The organism is Roseibium sediminicola (genome assembly GCF_023156505.1).
In the GTDB taxonomy this organism is placed as follows: Bacteria; Pseudomonadota; Alphaproteobacteria; order Rhizobiales; family Stappiaceae; genus Roseibium; species Roseibium sediminicola.
Genome location: NZ_JALNMJ010000039.1, coordinates 1 through 26,868, shown reverse-complemented (window position 1 = coordinate 26,868; position 26,868 = coordinate 1). Strand labels below are relative to the sequence as shown.

Below are 26,868 nucleotides of genomic sequence, written 5' to 3'. Positions count from 1 at the left end.
GGCGCTCCACCGACGTGATCACCTCAATATGCTGCTTGGTCATATGACTACTCCTAGTGCTACCACTAGGACTGACAGTCTTCAGCCTTCGCCAGCAAGACGGCCTTCACCGGAGGGGTACGATCCAGTCCGGTTTGATGCCGAAGCGTTTTTCCGTGCGGCCCAGCAGGGTCTTTGAGGCGCCCACTTCCGCTTGGCGAATGGCCCGGGTGGCCTCGACATCCATGATGACCGAGTTCTGCGTGTCGATCAGGTAATTGGTGGCGTAGGCAAAGTAGAGCCTGCTTTCCTCCGCCCGTGTCCATTGGGCAGCCGGGTCCGACCTGGCAACGAACTTCGGTTGAGAAGGCGACGCCGCGCCAAAGGCCGCATCGTCAAGCGCGTCGAGATATTCGCGCGCCGCGCGCGATCCGGCCTTGCGGGCAACATCGGCATTCCACTCCGACGCCGGCAGGGACCGTGTCTTGTTCGCATCCGCCGGGATCAGGCTGGCGTCCACGGCAAAGCCTTCCCCAGAAACAAGGTTTTCCTTCAGGCACCGTTCGACCGTCGCTTCGAAGACGTGACGAAGCAGATCGCTCTCGCGGAATTTGCCATAGCGGTACTTCGAGAAGGTTGAATGGTTTGGGACCTTGCCGTCGAGACCCAGGCGGCAAAACCATCGATAGGCAAGGTTCAGATGAACTTCGTCACACAGCCGCCGTTCGGATCTGATGCCCATGACATATCCGATCAACAGCATTCGCACGATCAGTTCGGGATCAATCGAGGGCCTGCCCAAATGACTGTAGAAGGGCTACACTTTCGCGCGCATTCCATCGATGTCGAGGAAACGGTCAATCTCACGAAGCATGTGATTGGCAGGAACGTGGTCCTCAAGATCGAAGTCATAAAACAGCTGAGCAGGTGCCGATTGAGTTCCCATCATGGCCAAATCCCCCAATTCCCTCATACCTGAGTGAATCAAGGAACTTCCCGCTCCGCAACAAAGACTTTTTCAACAGTATCGGCGGGGAGCGGACTTTCGTCGCTGCGGGCACTAAGGTCCGCTCAGCGTCCCCAAAACGGTCGTTTAAAGATTCGCGTTCTGACGACAAAAGCCGTCATTCGCTGCTAAGAGAAAATGAATGAAGGGCGCGAGCCTTCCCACAGTCGTCTGTTCTCATCAAACAACATTTTTCGCAAAAATCTTGAAGTCTTATGCCTTCGAGGAACTTCCCTCCCCGACACCTACGCTAACTGCGAGGGTGACCCTCGTCCAAAGACACTCATCTACCCTCGCCTGGATCAACGAGATCCGTCGCTCCTGGAAGCGTCTGGCCACTCGGCGCCTTGCCTGACAAATTCAAATACTCGATATTCCTGTGACATCGATTCGCGAGAACGTAGGGACGCAATATGGCGTTAGGCCGGCTGAACGATCTCCTTGACCGCGTTCCAGATTCCTGCGTTCGTGGGTATCATTTTCTTGAGGACGGCCGCGACGTATCTGCAAGGCTGGAATACCGATCGCTGGCAAGACACGCCCGCGCCGTGGGGCGAAGGATTGCAGATGCCGTCCGGCCCAACTCCCGTGCTCTTCTGTTGTATCCGCCCGGCCCAGGTTTTCTCCCAGCCTTTTTCGGGTGTTTGTATGCGGGAGTTATCGCCGTGCCGGCGCCGACGCCAGGGGGCGTCGGGCTCAAGCATGCGCTGCCGCGCCTGCGGGCCATCATTACCGACGCCGAGCCGGAGATTGTCCTGACGACGGCAGCGATGCTGCCTGATTTGAAAGATCTTCTGGGAAAAAGTCTGCCGCAAATCACCTGGTTGTCGACGGACGGAATTCAACAGAGTGAAGGAAACGGCTGGACAGCGACGCCGACCACACCAGCCGACATTGCGTATCTGCAATATACGTCCGGCTCAACGACAACACCCCGTGGTGTCGCAATCAGCCACGTCAATGTGCTGCGAAACCTGAGCCTGTTGAAGGCAGCCTTCAGTTGTAATGACGATAGCGTCTACGTCACGTGGATGCCTCATTTTCACGATTACGGGCTTGTTGAGGGATTACTTCAGCCGCTTTTCAGTATGGTTGACTGCTACGTGTTGTCACCTGTGACCTTGCTGAAACGGCCACTCCGGTGGCTTGAGACCCTCTCCAGAACCGGTGCCACCCACACCCACGCGCCCAATTTCGCTTACGAGCTTTGCCTGCAAAGGATTGGACCGGACGCGCGACAGGGGCTCGATCTGTCGCGTTGGCGCTGCGCGGGCAACGGGGCCGAGCCGGTCCGCTTCGATACGCTTCGCCGCTTCCATGACGCTTTCGGCCCGAACGGCTTCCGCTGGGAAGCGTTCTACCCGGCCTATGGCCTTGCTGAATCAACGCTGTTCGTCACGGCGCGGGCCGCTTCCAGGGAGCCTGTCAGCCTCCAAATCAACGCCGCGGCGCTCGGGCACGATCGCGCGGTTCCGCTCGCGCGCAACGACAAGACCGCCGGCTACGAAGTGGTTAGTTGCGGCGTACCGCAACCGGGGACCGACCTGCGCATTGTTGATCCGACCAGCGGCCGGGAATGCACACGCGGCCATGTCGGCGAAATCTGGGTGTCCGATGGAAGCGTGGCGCTCGGCTATTGGCGGCACGAAGAAGAAACGCGCGCAACCTTTCAGGCACGCATCGATGGTCAACCCGAGGCGGGGCCATACCTGCGCACCGGAGACCTCGGCTTCCTCCACCACGGAGAGCTCTATGTAACCGGCCGGTTGAAAGATGTAATCATCGTGGCGGGGGTCAACCATTATCCCCAGGACATCGAATGGACGGCCCTGTCCGCCTGTCCCGAGCTGCGCCGGGACCATTGCGCCGCCGTTTCCATTGAAAAGTCCGGCGAGGAGACGCTGGTCGTCCTGGCAGAGTATGAACGGCCGGAAATCGACTGGAAACCCGTCTTCCAGCGGCTCCAGGAGGCCGTCGCCGCCCAACATGGCCTGGCGGTGCAACAAATTGCGGTTCTGAAGCGTGGGTCATTGCAGAAAACGTCCAGTGGCAAGATTCAACGCCGCGCCAACCGTCAGGCTTTCCTGGATGGGGATTTGGACGTGGTGCAATCGTGGACCGCCGAAGCCCCTTTCCAAGGCGATCAAAACGCACCGGCACCACCGGAGCTTGGCGACCTGCAAGAGTGGCTGTGCCGTGAACTCGCGGCCCTTCTGGAAGTGCCGCTGGAACGGATCGACATTCATGCACCCTTCGCTGAACTCGGCCTGGAATCTCGAGCCGCGATATCGTTGATCACCTGGCTTCAAAATCGCTTCGGTTTTGGTTCTCTCGCGCCGACGCTCCTGTGGCAGTTTCCGACCATCGCCGCTCTCAGCGATCATTTGGCCGGCTCACGGAACGTGAAAGCGGCAAGGGTTGAACCGCGAATGGACGAGCGGAAATCAGATCGACCAGCCGATGGCAGGGAGGAACCGATTGCCGTCATTGGTGCCGCATGTCGTTTCCCAGGTGCACGCAATATTGCAGAGTTCTGGTCGCTGCTGCGCAACGCGGAATGCACAATTCGTCCCGACGACCGTTTGCCCGGTGTCGAGGCCGGGTTCCTCGACGGCATCGACGAGTTCGATCCCGAGTTCTTCGACCTTGGCGACGCCGAGACGCGCGCCATGGACCCTCAGCAACGGCTGCTCCTCGAGATCGCCTGGACGGCACTGGAAGATGCCGGTTTCGCGCCGCATCATTACCGGGGAACGCGCTGCGGCGTGTTCGTCGGAATAGCGGCCGGCGATTTCGGCTACGGCCAGTTCAGCCGCGGCGACGCCGAGCAGTTGATCAACGCTTACAGCGGCACGGGCATCGCCTTCAGCGTGGCGGCCAATCGCCTCTCGTATATGCTCGACCTTCGAGGGCCGAGCCTGGCCATCGACACGGCCTGCTCATCGTCGCTGGTCGCTGTGCATCAGGCCTGCCGCAGCTTGAGGACACACGAGTGCGATTCCGCCCTGGCGGGAGGTGTGAGCCTGATCTTGTCACCACATGTGCACCTCGCCCTCGAACGCGCGGGCGTTCTGTCACCGCGTCAGCGCTGCCGGACATTCGATGCCGGGGCGGATGGCTATGTTCGAGGCGAGGGGTGTGGCATCGTCGTTCTGAAACGCCTCAGCGACGCACGCCGGGACGGCGACCGTGTGCTCGCGGTCATCCGCGGCTCCGCGGTCAATCAGGACGGCCGCAGCAACGGACTGACCGCTCCGAATGCGCTGGCCCAGCAGGCCGTCATCCGCGAGGCCCTGGCAGATGCGGACCTGCCGCCAGCGAGGATCGGATACGTCGAGACCCACGGCACGGGGACCAGGCTGGGCGATCCGATCGAGGTCGAGGCGCTTCAGGCCGTTCTGAAGGAGGGGCGGACATCAGACGACACCTGCGCGCTCGGAGCGGTCAAGACCAATATCGGGCACCTGGAAGCCGCTTCAGGGATCGCAGGGTTCATCAAGACCGTTCTTTGCCTCCGGCACCGGGAGTTCCCGCCGAGCCTGCATCTGCAGTCGGTCAATCCACTCATTAGACTTGAAACGACCGGTTTTACAATTCCGAACAACCGGCAGCCCTGGCCTGCCCATCCGGACAGTGGCGAAGCAAATCGATGCGCCGGCATAAGCTCCTTCGGTTTTGGCGGAACCAATGCCCACGTCGTTCTGGAAGAAGCGTCCCGGGAGCCGGCAAGCGATCCGGAGGTTTCGCCCCGATCCCACCATCTCCTGCCTCTGTCCGCCAACACCCCGGAAGCGTTGCAGGCGCTGGCCGGGCGCTATGCCAAGCTCTGCGAGACGCGGCCCGACACAAGGCTGGCCGATCTGTGTTTCAGTGCCGGGTCACGCCGGGCCCATCATCGACACAGGGCCGCCGCTGTCGCAACGTCTCTGAAACAGGTTGCCGGGCTTTTGCGCGCTGATGGAGCTGCAGATTCAGGCTCGTTGATCCGCGGAGAAGCACCGGCACGGGCACCGGGCGTCGTGTTCCTGTTCAGCGGTCAGGGATCCCAGCACATCGGCATGGCCCGGACGCTCTACGAGACGGAGCCCGTGTTCCGGGCACAGCTGGACGTATGCGAACGGACGCTGGAGCCGATCCTGAAGCGTTCAATTCTTTCGGTGATGTTTGGCGACGATCCGAACCTGTTGGCCCAGACGGCCTTTACCCAGCCGGCCCTGTTCACACTCGAATATGCGCTTGCCAAACTATGGCGTGACTGGGGCATTGAACCGGCGGCCATGATCGGGCACAGCGTCGGCGAATACCCGGCAGCCTGCATCGCCGGCGCGTTCGAACTGGAGACCGGACTTCGATTGATGGCGGAGCGGGGCCGTCTGATCCAGGAACTTCCGCCGACAGGCGCGATGCTCGCCGTACATGCCGAAGAGGCGGACGTGAGCGACATGGTCGCAGCGCTGCAGGGCAAGGTGGCCATTGCGGCTGTCAACGCACCGCGCAGCATCGTTCTCTCGGGTCTGCGCGAGACTCTGGAAGATGTTCGCAATACTTTGGACGCGCAAGGCAAGAAGAGCCAGTTTCTACCCGTCTCCGCCGCATTTCACTCGCCGCTCCTGGAACCGATCGTCGACCGTTTCCATGAATTGGCCGCCAGCTTCGACTACAACACACCGAACATACCGATAATAAGCAATCTCGACGGGCAAGTTCTGACTGGCGCGCCGGACGCCGCCTATTGGACCCGCCATTTGCGCGAACCAGTAAGGTTCGCAGACGGGCTCAGGACCGCAGCAGAACACCACCGATTGTTTGTTGAAATCGGGCCGCAGCCCCTGCTATCGAGCCTTGGAGCACACACCGTGCGCGACACCGATGCACAGTGGCTGCCAAGCCTGAGACCGGGGCGCGAGGATTGGCGTGTTCTGCTCGACAGCCTCGCCCGGCTTTATGTCGCCGGCGTCGACCCGGACTGGGCGAACGTCTATCGTGACGGCAGCGCGGAGCGCGTCTTCGACCTTCCCGATTATCCGTTCCAGCGGCGTCTCGTGACGCTGCCGCCGCGCCCCGAGGACAACGATGCGGCTGCGCCTGTGACGGCGGCGGTAGCGCGGCTCCGTGCGCAGGAGGCGCCACTCGAGCCGGGCAGTTCCGCGCATGTCTCGCCGGTTCCCGTGGAAGAATGGGGATTCGTGCCACAATGGGTCGCTTCTCCGCCTCAGGACGATCCTGAGACGTCGGATTGGCTGATCCTTGCCGACCGTGCCGGCACGGCAAGAGCGTTCGACGCCCGCTTACGAGCTGAAGGCGCCAAATGCACTCTGCTTGAAGGCGAACTGCAACCCGATCTGTTGACTGGTGACGGCACACTGACAGTGGTTTGTTGCTGCTTTCTCGATTGGTCCGAGACAGCAAGCTTAAAGCCGGAAACGCTCAGCCATGAGATAAACCTGTTTGGCCAACGCCTGCTCGAACTTGTGCGCTCACTGGCGCGAGAGAGCGAACGGCCGTTGCGCTTGTGGCTGGTGACGCGCGGTGCGGGTTCAGGCGGCGATGGCGGGGAAATATTGCAGAGCCTTCTTTGGGGGTTCGGGCGCAGCCTCCGCCAGGAGCACGCAGACTGGTCGGTGCGCCTGGTCGACGTCGCGGGCCGACCTGAGGAAGCAGCCGCTCAGCTCGTGACCGAGGCCCGAACCGGCAGCGGAGGCGACGACATCGCGCTGCGCGACGGTGAGCGCCTGACTTTGACACTAGAGCCACACACGCTTCCGGCGGTGGCAGACGATCTGGAGTTGGGGGATACCTGGCTGATTACCGGTGGTCTGGGCCGGATCGGATTGACATGCGCCAGCTGGCTGGCGTCACGCGGCGTCCGGCACCTGCACCTGATCGGCCGCCGGCCACCGGGCCATGCTGCCGAAAAGGTCATTGCGTCGCTGACCGCCAAAGGCGTTACCACACACATTCATACACTGGACGTTGCAGATCGGGACGCCCTTGAGACGGTTCTTGAAAACGTATTTTCCGAAAGGCCGGGTCTCGACGGTGTGATCCATGCCGCAGGTGTTCTGGATGACGGAATCTTGCTCCAGCAAACGCCGGAGCGAATGGCAGCAGTCCTTTCGCCCAAAGTCTCAGGCGCCTGGAACCTCCACACGCTGACCACTGCTCGGCCTCTCAAGTATTTCGTGCTGATGTCATCCGCTGCCGGGCTTCTCGGCAATGCCGGCCAATCGGCCTACGCGGCAGGCAGCAGTTTTCTCGACGCACTGGCCCGACACCGGCGTGCCTGCGGACTGGTCGGCCAAAGTCTGAGCTGGAGTGCCTGGGCGGACGCAGCCGACGATCTCAAGGTGGCGGAACGCCTGGACCGGCAAGGCCTGGCGCCCATCGAACCGGGGCAAGGCCTGATCGCCCTGGAGCGGGCGCTGTCGGACGGTGCGGCCCAGATCGCGATCCTGCCGCGCAAACAGGGGGCGACCCTGACGCATGTGCTGTTCGGCGGGCCACAGAAGGCAATCCCACGGAACACACCGAGTTCGGCAATGATTGCGACACTGCAGAAGATGCCGGTGTCGGAAAGGGGTGACCATCTCGTAGAGCGAATCCTCGACATGGCCGCCGCAATTCGTGGAGCCGACAGGGCCGGATTTACCGCAACCGACGGATTTACGGAGCAGGGTCTGGATTCCATGAATGCGGTCGAGCTCCGCAATCGGCTGCAGGAGGAGCTGGGCCGGCAACTGCCCTCAACGTTGGCCTTCGATTATCCGACGGCCGAACGGCTGGCACATCAACTCTTGTCGTTGCTGGACCTCGGCGAAGAAGTCGCATCGCCTGCGTCGGTGGTTCCGCCTTCGGTGCGCGACAGCGACGCTTCTGACGCCATAGCCGTCATTGGCATGGGATGCAGGTTGCCAGGCGGCATTGCCGATCCACGTGCCTATTGGGCGTTTCTGCGCGCCGGCGGTGATGCGATCGGCCAGGTTCCGGCCAGCAGGTGGGATGCCGATCAGGTCTGCGCCCTGGGAGAACCCGGGGAAATCCAGGCCCGCCTCGGCGGTTTCGTCGAAGATGCAGAATATTTCGATCCGGTCTTTTTCGGCATATCGCCGCGCGAGGCGGAACATCTCGATCCACAGCAGCGGCTGATACTGGAGGTGGCCTGGGAAAGCCTGGAGAACGCCGGCATCCCGCCAAGCCTGCTCGAAGGCAGCGAAACCGGTGTCTTCATCGGCATCAGTCTGAACGACTATCTTCAGCGCCTGAACCGCGATCCAGGCCAGATCGATCCTTATGTCGGCACCGGCAATGCGCTCAGCATGGCGGCCAACCGTCTGTCCTATTGTCTTGGCCTCGAGGGGCCGAGCGTGGCTGTCGATACGGCGTGCTCTTCTTCCCTGGTGGCAATTCATCAGGCGTGCCGCAGCTTGCGTGACGGGGAATGCGACCTTGCCTTTGGCGGAGGCGTCAACCTGTTGCTGGATCCGACGGTCAGCATCAACCATTCCCGTGCCCGGATGCTGTCGCCGGACGGACGCTGCAAAGCCTTTTCTGCCGAGGCCAACGGAATTGGCCGCTCTGAAGGATGCGCTGTCGTTGTCCTCAAGCGGCTCGACGATGCGCGGCGGGACGGCGACCGCGTGCTGGCGCTGATCCGGGGGTCGGCAGTCAACCAGGACGGGCGCACAAGCGGCCTGACCGTTCCCAACGGGCCAGCGCAGCAGCGGGTCATTCGCAAGGCATTGCACCGGGCCGGTCTCGACGCATCCGACATCGACTATGTCGAGGCGCATGGAACGGGTACGCCGCTCGGCGACCCGATCGAATTGGGAGCCCTCGACACGGTTTTCCAGCCTGCGTCCGGGACAACTCGACGACCATTGGTGGTCGGGTCGGTCAAGACAAACCTGGGTCATCTGGAAGCCGCGGCTGGTGTGGCCGGCCTGCAAAAGGTGGTGCTCGCCCTTCAGGGCGGCACGATCCCGAAACATCTGCATGCACGGAACGCCAGTCGCGAGATCAATTGGGATGCATCAATCGTGCACCTGCCGAAAGAGGAGGAACCCTGGCGTTCTTCGGGTCCGCCCCGCCGTGCAGGTGTCAGTTCCTTCGGATTTGGCGGTACGAATGCCCACGTCGTGATTGAGGAAGCGCCGATGCTGCCGCGGCGCAGCGTTCCGGCATTCCAATCCTATGTGTTGCCGCTGTCGGCGAAAACCGCGCGTTCCCTGCGCAGTCTTGCGGAGCGCATGTTGGTCTACCTCGGCGAGACCGAGGACCCGGCCGCGGATATCTGCTTCACCGCAGCCTGCGGCCGGGATCATTTCACACACCGGTTGGCGGTCCTTGGCACTGACGTTGCGGCTCTCCGCCAGGGCTTGAAAGACTGGATCGACAAAAAACCCAACGCGTCAGTCTGGCTCAGTTCCGCCGAAGTGACCAAAATCCCTGAAAAGCCCCGCGTCTTTTCGGCCGAGCACGCAGACGAGAATGACTGGCGCAGCGCCACCGCGGCCTATGCTGGCGGCGGGTCCGTGGATTGGCGCACCTGGTATGGTGACTTGCCCTTGCAGCGGGTGGTCTTGCCCGGCCACCCCTTCGAGCGGCAGCGCTACTGGATCGATCCGCCGTCGGCTCCGGTAGCCACTCCGGATGCGCTGCAGTTGGATTGGGTGGCGATGCCATCACAACCGGCAACTGATGCCGACATGTCGGGACGCTGGCTGATCCTGGCGGATCGCGGCGGATTTTCCGCGATTTTGGCTGCCCGCCTCGAGACGCTCGGGGCCAATTGCACCTTTGTCCATGCCGCGCCGTTCGATGGCCCGGGTCCAGTGCTTGATCCCCAGGACAAGCAGGGACTGCGGGACCTTGTCGAACGCCAGGGTCCGCTGCGGGGCGTTGTTCACGGCTGGGCACTCGATCACAACGATCCGCCGGGGTCCCTGGACGCCGGGCAAGCGATGACCATTCAGGACAAGACAGTCGCCAGTCTCCTGTCCCTTGTCCAGTGCTTCCACGATCGCGACCCGTCACCCAAAGTGTGGGCATTGACCCGCGGTGCCGTCGCGGCCACGCCGGACGACCGGCTGGAGGGGGTGATGCAGACGCCCGTCTGGGGATTCGGCCGCAGCGTCGCGCTGGAATTCCCGCACATGTGGGGCGGCTTGATCGACTTGTCCGTCAATGGCGACCCGGCAGATGCCGTTGAACCTGTCGCAAATGCCATCGCGGGCGCCAACGCGGCGAGTGAAGTCGCGGTGCGCGCGGGTCAGCTGCTGGTTCCGGAATTGGTTCCATGGAAGCCCGCCCCCCGCCAGGCTTGCGCGATAAGACCCGACGCCAGCTACCTCGTCACGGGCGGTTTCGGAAGCCTGGGCCGTGCCTTCGGCAACTGGCTTGCGGACCAGGGGGCACGGTCTCTATGGCTGATCGGTCGCACCGGTGCCGGCACCGACGTGGCTCAGCGGCATCTGGAGGCCCTGAGAGCACGGGGCGTAACCGTGCAATATTCGGCCCTGGACGTCACCGACGCGGCGGCCCTGGCAGAGCGGATTGCCGCTTGGCGCCTACAGGGCGAACCTTTGCGCGGTGTCATCCATGCAGCCGGTTCGACGGGTCTTGCAGATACAAACGCGGTCACCTGGCCGGAATGCGTCAAGTTACTTGCTGCCAAGATCCAGGGTGGCTGGGCATTGCACAAGGCCACCCTCACGCTCCCACCGGCCGAACCTCTGGATTTCTTCCTCGGCTGTTCTTCAATCGCGTCGCTCTGGGGCGGGCAGCGCCAAGTGGCATACGCGGCGGCCAATGCGTTTCTGGACGGCCTTGCCGCTTTCCGCCGCGGGCAGGGCCTGGCCGGAACGAGCGTCAATTTCGGGCCGGTGGCCGACAGTGGCATGATATCCGGCGACATCAGTGCCGAACTGCAAAGGCTGGGTCTGCCCCCCATGGCCCCTGCGCAAGTGACGGCTTCCCTTGCAACTATGCTGGACGATGCTTCCCCCCAGTTGACCCGTGTCGCTGCGGACTGGCCCCGGTTCGTCTCGCTCTACCGCAGCCGACGCCAGACGACCCTGTTCGAACGCCTCGCGCCGGATACGACGAAGAGCCAATCACTGGAGCCTGTTCCGACCGGTTCGCCTGCCCGGAACGCAGAGGGAGAAGGTTCGATTTCCCGGCATGAGCTGCTTGGCTGGCTTGGTACATGTCTCTCCAATGCGCTGCGCATGGCACCGGACCAGTTGAAAACGGATGTGTCTCTGACACGGCTCGGTCTCGATTCACTTCTGGCCGTCGAAGTGCGCAACAGTATTGAAACGGAGTTCGGGATCGCTCTTGCTCCCCACGTTCTGCTCGGCGAAGTCACGCTCGACGGTTTGACCGAGCGATTGGCAGTGGCGCTCTCGTCGCCGACCCCGGCTGCAAAAGCACCGGACACAGGCGAGACCGAGTGGGTCGAAGGCGAACTATGAGCATCGCGAAGTTCCTCCAACGCCTGACCGCACGTCAAATCGAACTTTCGGTTGATGGCGACCGCTTGCGCTATCACGGCCCACGCGAGGCGCTCGACGAAGCCACGCTTGCCGAACTTCGCGCGCGCAAGCCTGACATTGTCAAATACCTGCGGCGAACCGCCGGCGCGAAGAAAGAGGTCGCACCACCCGGCGCTCATGCTCTGTCATTCGGTCAAGAGGCGCTTTGGTTTGTTCACCAGCTGGACAGGGACAGTCTTGCGTATAACACCATGGTCGCGGCACGTCTTGACCGCAGTACCGATCTCGTTTTGCTCCAGGACGCCTTGCACCGGCTGCACGACCGTCATCCCGTTTTGTCCAGTCGCTTCATGGCTGTCGACGGCCGCCCCTGGCAACGGTTCGAAACGGACGCGGGCGCAACCCTGAAGACGACCAGCGCCGCGGGCCTGCCGCCATCAGCGGTGGAGGCCCGTATCGCAGCCCTCAGCGATCAACCCTTCGATCTCGAAACGGGACCACTGGTGCGCTGGCACCTTCTCACCGACGCAGCAATCACACAGGAGTGCGAACCGGGACCGGTCCTGTTGTTTGTCGCGCATCACAGCGTGATCGATTTCCGCTCGCTCGAGATTGTGTTGCGCGATCTGTCGTCCCTCTACCGGTCCGAACGGGACTCGGTGCCGGCGGCGCTTCCCACATTGCCGTGGACCTACGGCACATATGTCGATTGGTCGAGAGCATGGGTCGCCTCGCCGGAGGGGACGAAAGCCCGGGACTACTGGCTTGGCGTCCTGGGGGGGGAGTTGCCTGTTCTCGACATTCCAACGGACTCTCCCCGCCCGAGCCGTCAGAGTTTTGCCGGATCGACGCTGACCCGGGCGCTTGATCCAGATCTTTCCCGGAGTCTGGTATCCGCCGCCCGCATGCTCGGCATCACGCCTTTTGTCCTCTTGCTTGGAGCCTACGGCCTGCTGCTGCACCGCCACAGTGGCCAGGAAGAGCTTGTGATCGGCGCACCGATGCTCGGTCGCAATCGGAGCGAGTTGACCGATCTCGTCGGCTACCTCGTCAATCCGGTCGCGCTGCGCCTCCGCTTTTCTGACGGATTGCTCGGCCGCTTGTTCCTGGCGCAGCTTCATCGGACGGTTCTGGAGGCGCTGGAGCACCAGGATTATCCCTTTCCGCTACTGGTCGAGGATCTGCAACCCGAGCGGGATCCGCGCCGGTCTCCCATCTTCCAGGCCGCTTTTGTCTATGAGCGCAGGCGCGAAACACCAAACAGCGAATTTGACCCGATCGGCGAGGTCATCGCCGGAGGGCAGCGCGGCGCGGTGTTCGACGTCACTTTGACCGTGCTCGAGCAGGACGGCCAAATCCGTATGACCTGGGACTACGCCAAAGCGCTGTTTGAAGATACGACCATCGACCGAATGGCAATCCATCTCGAACGGCTGCTGGTATCCCTCATCGACGGGCTTGAGCAACCTGTCGCCTCGCTGCCCCTACTGTCATCACCGGAGCTGCGCCAGCTCCAGGACTGGAATCAGACCGGTACAGAGCAATCGGTGGATCAAACCGTCGATGACTTGATCGCCAAACAGTGTTCTTTGACACCGGACTCCATCGCCGTCGAAGACGGGACGTGTCGGCTGAGCTATGCCACGCTGGATGCGGTTGCCGGTCGGCTGGCGCGTCGGCTCAAGACCGCCGGCATTGGCCCCAACAAGGTGGTTGCCCTGTTCTTGAGGCGGCCGATGGATCAGGTGATTGCGGTATTGGCCGTCTTGCGCGCAGGCGGTGCTTGCATGCCGCTGGAAAAGTCCGATCCGGTTGAAAGGCGGGCGCATCTCTTGTCCGACAGCGCCGCCGCCGCCGTCCTGACTGATCCCGACTGGTTGCCGCTCCTGCCCGAAACTACCGCGAAGATCATCACTCTGGAACCTGAGGAGCTGACACGCGAGGATGAAGCCTTTCCCCCTGTTGTGGGCGACGATGTGCCCTCCAGGGCCAAGCCTGACGATCTCGCCTATGTTCTTTTCACCTCCGGCTCCACGGGGCGTCCCAAGGGCGTTGCCATGCCTCACCGGGCGCTCGTCAACCTGGCGGTCTGGCAGGCCGGTCAGCCTGGTCTCGGCGGCCCCGCACGCACCTTGCAGTTCACCCGGCTCACCTTCGATGTCGCGTTCCAGGAAATTGTCACCACCTGGAACACCGGCGGCACCCTGGTCCTGATAGACGAGGCGCTCCGCCGGGACAGCCGCGCCCTGCTGGACTGGATCGACGCGCAGCGAGTCGAGCGGTTGTTCGTCCCGTTTGTGGCACTCCAGCACCTCGCCGAGGCGACCCGCGGCACCGGGTTCCCGGCAAGTCTCAAAGAGATCGTTACGGCAGGCGAGCAGCTGCGCTGCACGCCGCCAATCAAAGAAGCTTTTGCCGCTTGCGATTGCCGGCTTCACAATCACTACGGGCCGACCGAGACCCACGTGGTCACCACCTTTCGGATGCCGCGACCGGTTTCGGAGTGGGAAGACCTGCCACCGATCGGCAGGCCGATCGCCAATACTGCGGTCCATGTGCTCGACCGGTCGGGCGAGCTCGTCCCGGTCGGCGTAACCGGCGAACTGTGCATTGCGGGGACATGCCTTGCGCACGGCTATCTCAATCGTCCGGATTTAACGGCCCAGTCCTTTGTCGACCACAAGGCGTTGGGCCGCATCTATCGCACGGGCGACATCGTGCGCCGGCGCCCCGATGGGACGCTTGCCTATGTCGGCCGTCGCGACCGTCAAGTGAAGATCCGGGGGATCCGGGTCGAAATCGACGAAATTGAATCTGTCCTCAATGCGCACCCGGCTGTCGGCGAAGCTGCCGTCGTATTCCAGGGAAATTCGGAAACCGGGTCGGAGCCTCGGCTGGCGGCCTATGTCAGTCCGGCATCCGATGCGGACGGTTCCGACGAAACCCTTCGCCCGACCCTATTGGGCTATTTGCGCGACCGTTTGCCAGGCGCCATGGTTCCCTCCAGTCTGACCGTGCTCGACAGTCTGCCTCAGACAACGAGCGGAAAAGTCGACCGGCGTGCCTTGCCGGAGCCGCGTCTGGCTGCAGAGAGTGACCCGTCGCTCCAAAGCAGCAATGAAGCGCTGCTCGCCTCCATCTGGGGGGACCTGCTTGGCGTGCCCGACGTCGGCATCAATGCGAACTTCTTCGAGCTGGGCGGACATTCCCTTCTGGCCATGCGTCTCGTGGCGCGCATCCGCGATACTTTCGGGATTGATGTGCCGGTTCAGACCGTCTTCGACCAGCCGACGGTTTCCGGACTTGCCAAACGGGTCGACAGTCAACTCGGCGCTGCTCCCTTGCCACCGATCAAGCCCCTGTCACAAGCGGAAACACCTCCACTGTCCTTCACCCAGCAACGTCTGTGGTTCATGGAGCAGCTCAATGGCCCGGGTCCAACCTACAGCATGCCGGCTACATTCGCTGTGAACGGACCGATCGATGTCGAGGCTTTTCGACGTGCTGCGACGTTCATCGTACGTCGGCACGACAGCATGCGCGCCAGCTTCCCGGAAGTGCAAGGGGCGCCAAGCCTGCGCCTGATCGATGCCTACGATCCGCTCAACGTCACCGATCTCGGCCAGCTCGACCCTGCAGAGCGAGAGGCAGAGGCAGAGCGCCTCAGCCAAAGCCATGCGCTGCATCCGTTTGACCTCGCAGAGGGGCCACTGTTCCGGCTTCACCTGTTGCGTTTCGACGAGCAGACCCACTGGTTGCTGTTCAATATGCATCACATCATCAGTGACGGCTGGTCGCTGGGGGTTCTGGTGCGTGAACTGTCTTCGCTTTATCGAACCTTCAGCAACCATGCGGCCGCTGACTTGCCACCGCTTCAGGTGCAGTATCAGGATTTTGCCGCCTGGCAGCGAAACTGGTTCCAGGGCCCGACCCTTGAACGGCAGCTCGCACACTGGCGCCAGCGGCTGGCCGGGGCGCTGACCGTCCTGGAGCTGCCGGGGGACCGGTCGCGCCCGCCAAAGCCAAGCTTTCGGGGGGGCTTCGTCGAGCATCGACTGGACGCGTCGCTCACCTCGGATCTCGGCCGCTTCGCCCGAGCCGAAGGTTGCACCGACTTTATGGTTCTGCTCGCGGCCTTCGGACTGCTTCTGGCGCGCTACAGCGGTCAGCGCGATCTCCTCATCGGAACCCCCGTCGCAAACAGGCGACACAGCGATTGCGAGGACCTCATCGGTTACTTCGCGAATACGCTGGCGATGCGATGCCGGATCGATGCGAGTGACGATTTCGCCACGTTGATCAAGGCCGTTCGCCGCGACTGCATTGATGCCTACGCCAATCAGGATATTCCGTTCGAGCTTCTCGTGCGGGACCTGCACGTTGAACGAAACTTGACCCACACGCCGCTGATCCAGGTCATGCTGGTAATGCAGGACAACATTGTGGAGGAGATGGTTCTCGACGGCGCGGAGGTAACGCTGCTTGCATCGCCGGTCACCGCAGCGAAATTCGATCTCACCGTCTATCTGGAGGCGAGCGGGACCGAGCTGATCAGCCGCTGGGAATACAATGCCGATATTTTCAACGCCGAGCGGATTGCTCACATGGCGGAACACTTTGAACAGGTTCTGCGCGGTGCCCTAACCGCCCCAAGGCAACCGCTTGCATCCCTGGACATGACCACGGCGGATGAGCGTGACCTGATCTCCCAATTAGGCACCGGCCCGCACCACCCCTTGCCATGGCACCACCTCCTAGACGGCTTTGCAGCTCAGGTCGCCCGCACGCCAACTGCCCCCGCGGTCGTGGCCGGCAACACCCACCTGACCTATGATCAGCTGAACGCCGAGGCCAACCGGCTTGCACGCGTGCTCATTCGCCGGGGCATCAAAACCGGCGACCGCGTCGCGCTGTGCTTCGACCAGGATCCGGATCTTGTCGTGGCGCTTCTGGCCATCGTCAAGACCGGGGCCACTTACATTCCTCTAGCTTCCAGCTATCCGATCAATCGTCTCGCCTTCATGCTGAACGATGCCGAGGTGACACTGGTTCTCACCAAAACTGCGCTCACGCATCGCCTGCCGGCCGGACCGTTTCCTCTGTTCCTGCTTGACGCAGAAGCAGAGGCCATCGCCGCGGAAGACCCGACGGATCCCGAGGTGAGAAGCAGCCCCGACGACGCGCTCTATGTCATCTACACCTCCGGTTCGACCGGACGGCCGAAAGGGGCGCTGGTTGGCCATCGCGGGTTTGCCAATCTGCTCCACTGGTATTGCCGGACACTCGCCCTGACTGAGACCGACCGCTGCCTCCTCGTCAGCGCGATAGGCTTCGATCTGACGCAGAAAAACATATTCGCGCCCCTGATGACCGGTGCCGCGCTTCATCTGATCGACAACGAAATCTATGATCCTGGTGTCCTTCGATCAGCGATCGATCAGCGGGAAATCACCTGGATCAATTGCACACCAAGTGCCTTCTATCCCCTACTCGGAGATGGCAGCGCCGACGACTTGGCGGCACTGTCCTCGCTCCGCTGGGTTGTGCTCGGGGGCGAGCCGATACAGGTCGACCGGCTGAAGCACTGGTTGTCGGCTCCATCCTGCAATGCTCGAGTGATCAACAGCTACGGTCCAACGGAATGCACAGATGTTTCTGTCGCCGGTCTGCTCGATCCCGAGGCCGAGGATCAGGACGTACCGTTGGGCACGCCAATCGACAATGTTCGTCTCCAGGTGCTCGACGACAATAATCTGCCGACCCCGGTCGGTCAGCAGGGCGAGCTGTTCATTGGCGGGATCTGCGTCGGCAAGGGATATGTCGGACGCCCGGACCTGACGGATGAGCGCTATGTCGAACGGGTCGTGGAAGGCCGTAACCAGCGGTTTTATGCGACCGGTGACCTCGTTTATTGGCGAAGTGATGGCGCTCTGGGCTATCTCGGCCGAAAAGATGCACAGGTCAAGCTCCGAGGTCATCGCATCGAGCTGGAGGAGATCGAAGCCGCCATCCGCACCTTGCCGGACATCACCGAAGCGGCGGTGGCTGCCGTGGACGACGGTGGTGAAGAACGCCTGTCGGCCTATTTTGTGTCAAGCAAGGAACTGGACGCCGTTTCGCTGCGCACTTCACTGGAAGCATCTCTTCCACGGTACATGGTCCCCGACACGTTCGTTCGACTTGAACGCCTCCCCCTGTCGCCCAACGGCAAGCTGAACAGAGACGCACTTCCAAAGGTCGTCAGACATGGCTCTCATGTGGCAAACCCGCCTCAGGGACCAACGGAGAAATTGCTGGCTTCGCTGTGGCTGGGGCTACTCAAGTTGGACATGATCGACCGCAATGCCAACTTCTTCGAGGTGGGCGGGCATTCCCTTCTGGCAGTCGCTTTGACAGCCCGGATCAAGGAGGCGTTTTCAGTCGAATTACCGCTTGAGTCTCTGTTCCGGCAACCGACAATCATCGGCCTGGCCAGATTGATCGAAGAAAGGCGTGGCAGCGAACTCACGCCATTGGTCGCGCTGCCGCAGACTTCGGAGCCGGAGCTTTCCCTGGCGCAGCAGCGGCTTCTCTTTGGCCTTGAGCGGAACCAGGAACGCGCAAGCGCGCATGTTGCATGGGCAAGACTGGTGCTTCGGGGAGAGCTCGACAAAACCGCGTTGCGCCAGGCGCTCAGAGGTCTGGTCGAGCGGCATGACAGCCTCCGCCTTCACTTCCGCGACGCCGACGGTGTCCTTCAACCCCATTGGGCCTCTCCCTTCGATCCTCTGACTGAAGTGAACCTCAGCGGCTTGCCGGAATCCGAAGCCGCGTCGGAAGCTCAGCGCTTGTGCAAAATGAAGGTTGAAAGCCTTTCTGATCTCGTTTCAGGGCCCCTGTTCAGGTTGACGCTTCTCACGCTGGGACCGACCAGTTTTGAGCTTCTCTTCGCAATGCATCACATTGTCGGTGACGGGCAATCCATTGACGTGCTCATCGCCGATCTGGAGTCTCTCTACGAGGCCGCCTGCCATGGCGCAAAGTGCAATTTGCCGAAAATTGCGATGCAGTATGCAGACTTTGCTGCATGGCAGTGGGATCGGTTCAACCGAGGCTCTCTGGGGCCGCAACTCGACTTCTGGCGCACCCAACTGGAGGGAGCACCGGAATTGCTGGCACTGCCGCTCGACAGGGTCAGGCCGGCAGTTCAAGCGCATGACAGGCGTTCGGTGCCGGTACAGATTGACGCCGAATTGAGCGAGGCGCTGCGCGCGCTGGCACGGCGCCACGAATGCGGGGTTTTTGTCGTGCTGCTGGCCGCCTACCAGCTCCTTCTTTCCAGATATAGCGGCGAGCGCGACCTTTCTGTCGGTGTGCCTGTGGCACATCGCAACGATTGTCAGCTGCAGACGATGGTGGGACTGTTCATGAACACGCTTGTCATGCGCAGCCAGATACCGGAGACGGAAAGTTTTGCCGGTTTCCTGTCAGGGCTTCGGCAGCGAGTCCTTTCAGCATTTGCCAATCAGGACATACCCTACGACTATCTCGTAGAGGAACTCCGCCCGGTTCCTAGCCGCAGCTACAATCCCCTGTTTCAGGTGATGATGAACTTGAACGGACCGCACCAGTCAAGTCTCAAGTTGGAAGGTGTCGATGTCGAAGTCCTTTCGCGTGGGAGCGACTTTCTTCAAGCTTATGATCTCAACCTGAACCTGACGGATTGGCCGGACGGGAGGCTCGGTGGCGAGCTTCACTATGACGCCACCTTGTTCGAAAAGGGGACCGCCGATTTCCTGGCGCACGGCTTCACTGCCATATTGCGCGAGGTCGTGACCAATCCCGACGCCCCCATGTCGGAGCTGCCACTTGCCGGCACGCCCAAGCCGAGCGTCGATCCGCCGCCGTTGCGTCCGGCGTCGTCAAACGCCCCCGTTCGCTTTGGCGCAATCGAACGGTCCATCGCTGACCGGTTCGCCGAACAGGTGATCCGCAGCCCCGATGCGATTGCCGTATGCACTCCGGATGAAGCCTTGAGCTATCGGGAGCTGGACGTTGCAGCGCGCCGTGTCGCCGCGGCAATTCTGGATCGGCCAGGGTCACCCCGCGTGGGTCTGCTTCTTCCTCACGATCCGCGGATGGCGGTCGGCATGTGTGGCACTCTGCAGGCCGGGCGCATTTACGTGCCCCTGGATCCGGGCCTTTCCGATGAGAAGCTCCAAAGCATTCTCGAGGAGGGAGGCGTAAGCCTCATCTTGTGCACCAGCGTTCTGGAGGACCGCGCCCGGGCGGTCGCCGGCACCGACGAGGACATAATCAATCTGGATCGTCTGGATCAACCGCCGAGGCCGGTTGAAGAACTGCCCTCGATCTCACCCGACCACCTCGCCTGTCTTCACTTTCCTTCAGGTGATGACGGGCGATCAAGGACGGTCATGCAAAACCATCGAAGCGTTCTGCATTTTGTTCGTGTCCTCACCGAGCGGCTGCAATTAAGCCCTGCAGACCGGCTCATCAATCTTGTTCCCTGTGCAGTCGATGCCGGGGTTATGGATATTCTGGCTGCGCTCCTCAACGGAGCAACCGCATGCATGTACGATCTCCAATCGAGGACGGTCGCAAACTGCGCCGCCTGGCTCGACAAGGCCGCGATCACTGTCTGGCACTCCACGCCGAGCATTTATCGCGGGATGCTCGCCGATCTCGACAAGAGCCTGCCGGATGTGCGCCTGGTATTCCTAAGTGGAGAACGCGTTGTGGAAGCCGACTTTGCGGCCTACAGGCGTGCATTTGAAACGCATTGCCGCTTTGCCAACGGCTACGGCGTGCCGGAAGCTCCTGTCGCCACGCTCTTTATTGCGGATCACCTGGAAAAACTGCCCGGGAGCGCTGTCCCGATCGGTTTTCCGGCGGATGGGATCGAGATCGATCTCTTGGACGAGATCGGTTCTGTCAATGAATTTTGGGGCGAAATTGTCATCAAGAGCGCATCGCTTGCTCAAAGCCACAGGGAGTATGCTTCCACCGGACTGACCGACGATCCTGAACGCCTGGGGCGCAGTCGATTTCCAACCGGAGACTTGGCGCGCCGGCTTCCCGATGGCAGCCTGGTGCTGATTGGACGTTGCGACAGCCAGATCAGGCGCAACGGCGCAAGGATAGACGTCGCGGATATCGAGCAGACCCTCCTGACCCACCCGGGTGTGCATCAGGTTGCCGTGATATGTTGTCAGTCTCGAGACCCGCAGGAAGGGCCCGAAAACAACACGTCCGGGTTGATCGCCTATGTCTATGGTGAAGCAAGCACCGAGGACATCCAGAAGCACTGTGTGAAGAACCTTGCTGAGTATCTGGTGCCACAACGGATCATCGCCGCGACAGCGGCAACTTTCACACCATCTGGCAAACTGAAACTGCTATTGACGCGAGAGAGCGCTTAGATACCGCCAAAACCTGTCGTAATAACTGTGAGTAGCCCGGACACCGCAGTTCGAGCACTGATTAAAAACAGAAGTAAGATCTGCCAGGCTGAATTGTTGAATGAACCGCTTGTGAGAAGCGACTTGCAAAACGCCAGAGTTACCGTTCTTGAAACGAATTGCTGCAGCACCACCGAAATTGGCACTGCATTGAACATCCTTTCAAATGAAGAGCTTGAGCGTTTTCAGAAGTTCCGTTTTGACCGAGATCGCAGGGACTACGCCCTTGCACATGCCTTGCTGCGACGAACCTTGAGTGAATTGGAGCCTGAAACCTGTCCGGTTACATGGCGGTTTTCATCCCTACGCTCGGGAAAACCCGAGGTCGTGGATCGGCCAGACCTCAATTTCAGCCTGACGCATACAAGAGGTCTGGTTGCCTGTGCCGTCACGCGTGTCGGCCAGATTGGCATAGACGCCGAAACCGACCATCGATCTGTCGATGTGGACCTGCTAATGCGCGACGTCAGCTCCCCCGGTGAGTTGCGAGCACTTGCAGCATTAACCGGCCGTGACCGGAATTCCAGGTTCCTAGACTTCTGGACACTGAAAGAAGCCTTTCTGAAAGCATGCGGACTGGGTATCAGCGCCGAACTACCCGCAGTTGGTTTCTCCATTTTCAGTGATACTAACATCGAGATAGAGGTCTCGCGAGACCTGTTCCGGGCAGACGGAACCTTCCGGATCTGGAGGAAGCAAGGTGCTTGGCGCGTCGCCCTTGCTGTCCTCGGAGATCTCGATGCGAAAGAGATCCAGGCGGTCAGAGTTGCTAACTGGAATGCTTGATCGGTCCAACTCCAAAGTTGCTTCTGTTGCCAACTTTAGTTTCGGGCGAATATCGGGATTGTTGGTCCCTTGAAGACCGCGATGGGCGGATCAGCTAGTGCTGGACCGTAAAGGTCAGCACTGTTTAGCTGGTAAGTGAAGGATAGTAGCGACCAGTATTGGCTGATCGGCGCACGCGCTGACCCAGTGTTCAGCCTTGAATTTGCCACCGCAAAGCGAGTTGATTGGTTCAATCGGCGGCGCCCGTTGAAATTCATAAGTATCATCGCTCCCGCTGAAGCTGAAAAACGATACTGAGCCGCGCGTTCTCAAATGTCCTAGTCCGTGTTACTTAAACCAAACAGTTTCCGACAAACCCTGAGCGGATCAAATTTCCGCTTAATCCGTTCAGAAATCGACAGCGGAATGTCTGCTGTCGGCCCCATTGGGTCGTAGCGCGGATGTCAGCTACTTAAGAAATTTCGTGAATTCGAACGTTCGGAATGATCTCCATCGCAATCTCGCACAGGTGCCGATGGTGTGTGAGGTAGATCACCTGGCCGACTTGAGCCATTTGTCCGAATAGCCGAAATACCTCTTCCGAACGTGGCTCGTCGAACGTCTCCATGATGTCATCAGCAATGAACGGCACAGACGGCCTGGCCGCTGCGAATTCCTCATATCCAGCCAATCGAAGCGCCAGATACAGCTGAAACTGCGTGCCCTTGGACATTTCGACTGCGAGCTTGGAAGCGCCAAGCTGAGACAGTCCGATCAAGGCCTCGCGGTCCTTGTCGGGTCGCGTGGCAAGTCCGGTATATTCATCACGCGTGATCAGCCGGAACGCTTCGGATGCCCGATTCATCATCGCGCTGCGGTGTTTTTCCCGATAGGCACGAATGCCGTGTTCAGCGACCATGCTACCGGTTTTCAGGCGCAGATATCGCAGCGCCAAGTCTTCGATTTCCAGAAGCAATGTCCGTCGGCTGGCTTCAAGGCGGGCGACAGCGTCATCGCCTCCGATAGCGTTTAGGGCATCACTTGCTCGTGCCCTGTCGGCGAACAGATCCTTCGCCCGACCGTCAAGGTCAGCAAGGCGCGTTGCGAGTTCGGCTTGCTCGTGCTGCAAGTCACCGAGGTCGATCTCGGCGAGGCCGGCCATTGCGTCTTCGAGCGATTGCTGTTGCATCTCGCCAACGATTTGCCGTTTAAGCTTGCCCTGGTGCACGATCAACTCGTCTCTCTTCCTGCAGCGCTCCAGCGCTTGCCGGACATCGGCGAGCTCGTCGACATGGAAGAATTCTGTCATCTGCCTTTTGCGTGAGGAGTGGACCGCGATCTCGCCATCCAGTTGCTCGCGTTCCTCTTCAAGGTCGGCAAGGGCCTGATCCCGTTCCTGCCGCTTCGCGTCTGTCTGCCTGGCTTCATCGTGCCGTCGGATCAAAGCCTTGGCCGCGGCGAGCGGATTGTTGCCGTCAAACATCTCGTCGAGAGCGGCATGCAGCTGCCCGACGGCGTCGGAGAAAGTCGCCTGATCGGATTCCATAGACGCGATGCGATGCTGCAGATCTTCCTGCTTGCGTAATGCTTCGGGGAGATCGGCTATGGCGTCGAGGAGTTCTCGCACCGCGCCGACGCTGTTTCCCCGGTCGGAAAACCAGGTGTTGGAGAGTGTGCCGACCCAGGTACGCTGCCATTCCTCGAACGAAGCCACAGCTTCATCCAATGCCGTCTTTCGCTGCGCGGCCGCGGCTTCTAGATCCCCAAGGCGTTTGTCGGCCTCCGTCCGCTTGGCCTGGAGCGCGGCGTGGTCTGCGAGAATGTTGTCGGCTGCCTGCGCCAAAGCAGGCAGATCCAGTCCCTCGACGTCGATCCCGATGGAGGTCAAGGAAGTGGTGAGTGAACCTTGCTCTGATGCTATCGCTGCCTTCACCTCGTCGAGGTCACTCAGAGCACTACGGAGGTCATCATATGCAGCCAGCGCTGAGGTGTGGCCCGCCGCCCATTTTCGGACCATTGCCAGCCATGCATCCGTGGGTGCTTCAGCAGGCAGTTCGATTTCGGCTGGCGTTTCTGACCTGATTTCGCCACGCAAGGTTTCCAGCTCGTTTCCGGCCTCTTGCATCAATCGGTCTTGCTGATCGAGGTTGGCTTTTGTGACCGATAGTGCCGTCGAAAGAGACCGCAATTCCTCGAGCTCCTTGACACCGTTGAGACGCGCTTTAACGATCGCGTCGGTCTTTCGCATTTCTTTTTCGAAACGATCAGCTGTTTCTCGAACCAGGCTGGATAAATGGCGAGCCCAAGCTTGGTCGCGTTCGAGCAGGGCAGCCTTTGCCTCCTCATCATTCATGATGGTGGACGCTTCGCGCAGGGCAGAGATCCTGGCGGTATCTTCATTGTTCTTTGCCGAGAGTTCCTGCTTCCGCTCGACGATCTGCGAACGGCGTTTCTCGATCCCGTCGAGGGCCGATTTCCACGCGTTCAGACGATCGGGATGGGGCAGCGACAATTGACGCAAGTCCGCAGCGTCGCCTGTCCACGGGTGGAGTTCGTCGATAGCATCCTCAAGGGCGCGCCTCTTACCTGGAATAGCCCGCTCGGCAAGCCGGAGTTCAGCCGCAAGGTTTCCGTCGCGCAGGCGTTTCACCACCGATTGAAGCAGTGCGACCTTGCCGGCGTCGACCGCAGTGCCTTGAACTTCGAGCGCCTGCCGGGCGCGTTGTTCATTTTCCAAAGCCTGCTGGGCAGCTTCCTGTTCCCGCTCTGCAGTTTGTCGCGCGACATCGATACCGGACTTTTGAGCGATCAGATCACGAAGCGTTCCGATCGTGGCTGCCGGGACCTGCAGCGTCTTCGGATTGTCGATATCTGACTGACCCAAGGTTGCGAGGATCAGATCGATCTTTCGGGCCCAATCCGAAAGTGCACCCTTTCTTTTCGGCAAATCCTCTTCGGCGGTCGTGTAGCGTGCGGCCGCGTCTCCAAGCCGCTCGAGATCGTCGGCCATCTCGAGCAAACGTTCCTCGACTACAAACCCTTCGAGTTCGTCGCGGATCTTCTGTTCGCGCTGATTGAGGCCGGCAACCCGTGTTTGAAGCCGCGTCTCTTCGACGATGAGGTCTGGAAGAGCTGCCGCCCACTCGTCCGGAGGACGCGGCATGTCCTTGTATCCCGCCAGATCTTCCTGCCCTTGACGGTATTCTGATGCCAGGGGGTAGGCACGCAGGACGCGGGCAATCTCTTTATGGCGCACTTTGGCTGTCGCAATCTCCTTCATGGCGGCATCATAGGCTGTCTTGGCCTGTGCGAGCGTTGCCGTCAGCGTCTTGTATGTGGACGCCTGTACATCGAGTTCGTCGCGCTGAGATTTCAGGTCTGCGATCTGTCGCTTCAGACCTGCGATCTTGGTCGAGCTTGCGCGCTTGCGGAAAATACCATCGGCTTCCGCGGCAGCAGTTTCGAGAATGGAATTGACGCCGGCCAGGCCTGCACTTGCCGAAAATAGCAGTTCGCCCAGATCGCCCTTGCTCTCGAGGATGGCGTTGCCCCCATCCTCCAGTGTCTGATCATCAAGTGAAAACATCATGCGATACGCGTCGCGTGACAGTCCGGCGAGCGGGAGGCTCAGGATCGCCTCGTTGACCAGCTGCCCATGCTCGTTCAACAGGGAATTGCTGCGCTGCTTGACGCGCCTGAACTCATGCGCTGATCCCTCAAATTCGAGGCAGGCACCGAGCTCCATGGCCTTGCCTTGATGAAGAAAGCTGTAGCGCGTGCGCTCCTCGATGCCGAACAAGAGATCGAGATAACCTGAAAGCGCCGTCGATTTACCTGCTTCGTTCAAGCCGTAAACGATATGCAAATCCGGTTTGCCGTTCTCATGCTCCCCGAAGTCGATCGAATAATCTGTGAACTTGCCGTAGCGGGTGAGATCGAGCCGGCGTAGACGCATCAGTCGACCTCCGGTGCTTTGAGTTTGAGCCGAGCCAGCATGTCCTCGCTTCCTTCGGAAAGGAGTTGGTCGACCAGTGCTTCGAACGCGGCTTCGTCATCTCCGCTGAAACCACGGGCTTCTGGCGGCAAGTCATCGCGCAGTTCCTTGACGAGATCCTGCACAGCTTGCCGTACGCCGTGTTGGCGAATGATGTCGCCGCGTATCAGCTCGCCGAGTTCAAGGACTGGATCGGCGGTGGCACTGCCAACCGGTGTGCTTTCCGGTGCGTTTGTGTCGATCTCGATCTTTTCGATCCAGGTGTTTCCGAAGCTCTCCGCGCGCTGCTCGGCTTCCGCCAGCAGCAAATCGCGATCACGTCTCAGCTGCCACGACAATCGTGTACTACCCGTCAACCGAAGGCGCGCGACAAGGTGTTGCGATCGTGTCCGGTCTCGTGCTCCAGCTATTTCTTGTTCAATGAGGTCGGCTGCCTCCCGCCAGGTCTCGGCCGAGGACATATCGATCGAAACGCGTTCGAACTGGGCAATGCTGGACGGGCGTTCTTCGACGGTGAGGCTGCGATCGTCATTGACCGTAACGAGAGTGACGGTCTTCTCTCCCGCTTCGTTGATGTCCCGCCCTTGGGGCATGCCTGGCATGATCACTATTCGATCGCCGGCATGTTGGGTGCGGGTATGAACGTGTCCCAGAGCCCAATAGTCGAACCCCCAGCCATGAAGATCCGACACCTTGCAGGGCGCATAGAGGTTATGCCCGGGTGCCCCGGCGAGGCTTGTATGCATGATGCCGATATTGACCGCATCGGGAGTAGGGTGATGATACTTCTCGAGAAGGCTCTCCGGCGCGTGAGGCTTGGCGAAACTCAGGCCGTGTATAGAAAGTGCGAGGTCTCCCTTGGTGAAATCGACGGAATGGGAGCGACCGCCGAATACAGTGACCGAAGGCGGCAGGATGAGTTCCTGGGTGATGCGCGAAAGGGCATCGTGATTGCCTCGTATGATGAAGGTCGCAATGCCGGCTTCGTGCAGGCGCTGCGTCTGGCTGGCAAGAAACCGGGCTGTCTTCATAGAAGTCTGGTCGCCGTCATAGTGAACCGCCCCGGGTTTACCGGAGAGTAAAACTCTCACAGGATGGCCCTTATGGATCAGAAGATAGTTCCACCCAAATATACGGCTGAGTTTCGCGAACGCGGTGTTCGGCTCTTTCAAG

Annotated in this window: 5 protein-coding genes and 1 pseudogene; 3 read left to right on the top strand and 3 right to left on the bottom strand. The window is 60.8% G+C overall.

Features of this window, described 5'->3' with window-relative positions; translation table 11 throughout:
• Window positions 1–130: 130 nt before the first annotated feature.
• Window positions 131–928, bottom strand: a pseudogene (locus tag M0H32_RS28155) (transposase); the annotation flags it as partial.
• 470 nt (window positions 929–1,398) lie between these two features.
• On the opposite strand from M0H32_RS28155, the gene M0H32_RS28150 reads away from it, so the two are divergent.
• From M0H32_RS28150 to M0H32_RS28140, 3 genes are all read left to right on the top strand, one after another.
• On the top strand, window positions 1,399–11,457 hold the full coding sequence (locus M0H32_RS28150) for a type I polyketide synthase (protein WP_248159999.1): 10,059 nt from the start codon (window positions 1,399–1,401) through the stop codon (window positions 11,455–11,457).
• Window positions 11,454–20,897: a non-ribosomal peptide synthetase gene (locus M0H32_RS28145; protein ID WP_248159998.1), complete on the top strand. Its 9,444-nt coding sequence runs from the start codon at window positions 11,454–11,456 to the stop codon at window positions 20,895–20,897. Before M0H32_RS28150 ends, M0H32_RS28145 begins: the two co-directional genes overlap by 4 nt.
• 123 nt (window positions 20,898–21,020) lie before the next feature.
• Window positions 21,021–21,722, top strand: coding sequence for a 4'-phosphopantetheinyl transferase family protein (locus tag M0H32_RS28140; protein ID WP_248159996.1), 702 nt, complete (start codon window positions 21,021–21,023; stop codon window positions 21,720–21,722).
• A gap of 451 nt (window positions 21,723–22,173) precedes the next feature.
• Here M0H32_RS28140 and M0H32_RS28135 read toward each other — a convergent pair whose 3' ends face one another.
• Window positions 22,174–25,656, bottom strand: a complete 3,483-nt coding sequence (locus M0H32_RS28135) for an ATP-binding protein (RefSeq protein WP_248159995.1) — start codon at window positions 25,654–25,656, stop codon at window positions 22,174–22,176.
• A complete protein-coding gene (locus tag M0H32_RS28130) occupies window positions 25,656–26,867 on the bottom strand; it encodes a metallophosphoesterase family protein (protein ID WP_248159994.1) in 1,212 nt (403 codons plus the stop codon). The genes M0H32_RS28135 and M0H32_RS28130 overlap by 1 nt, the downstream gene beginning before the upstream one ends.
• Window position 26,868: the final 1 nt, after the last annotated feature.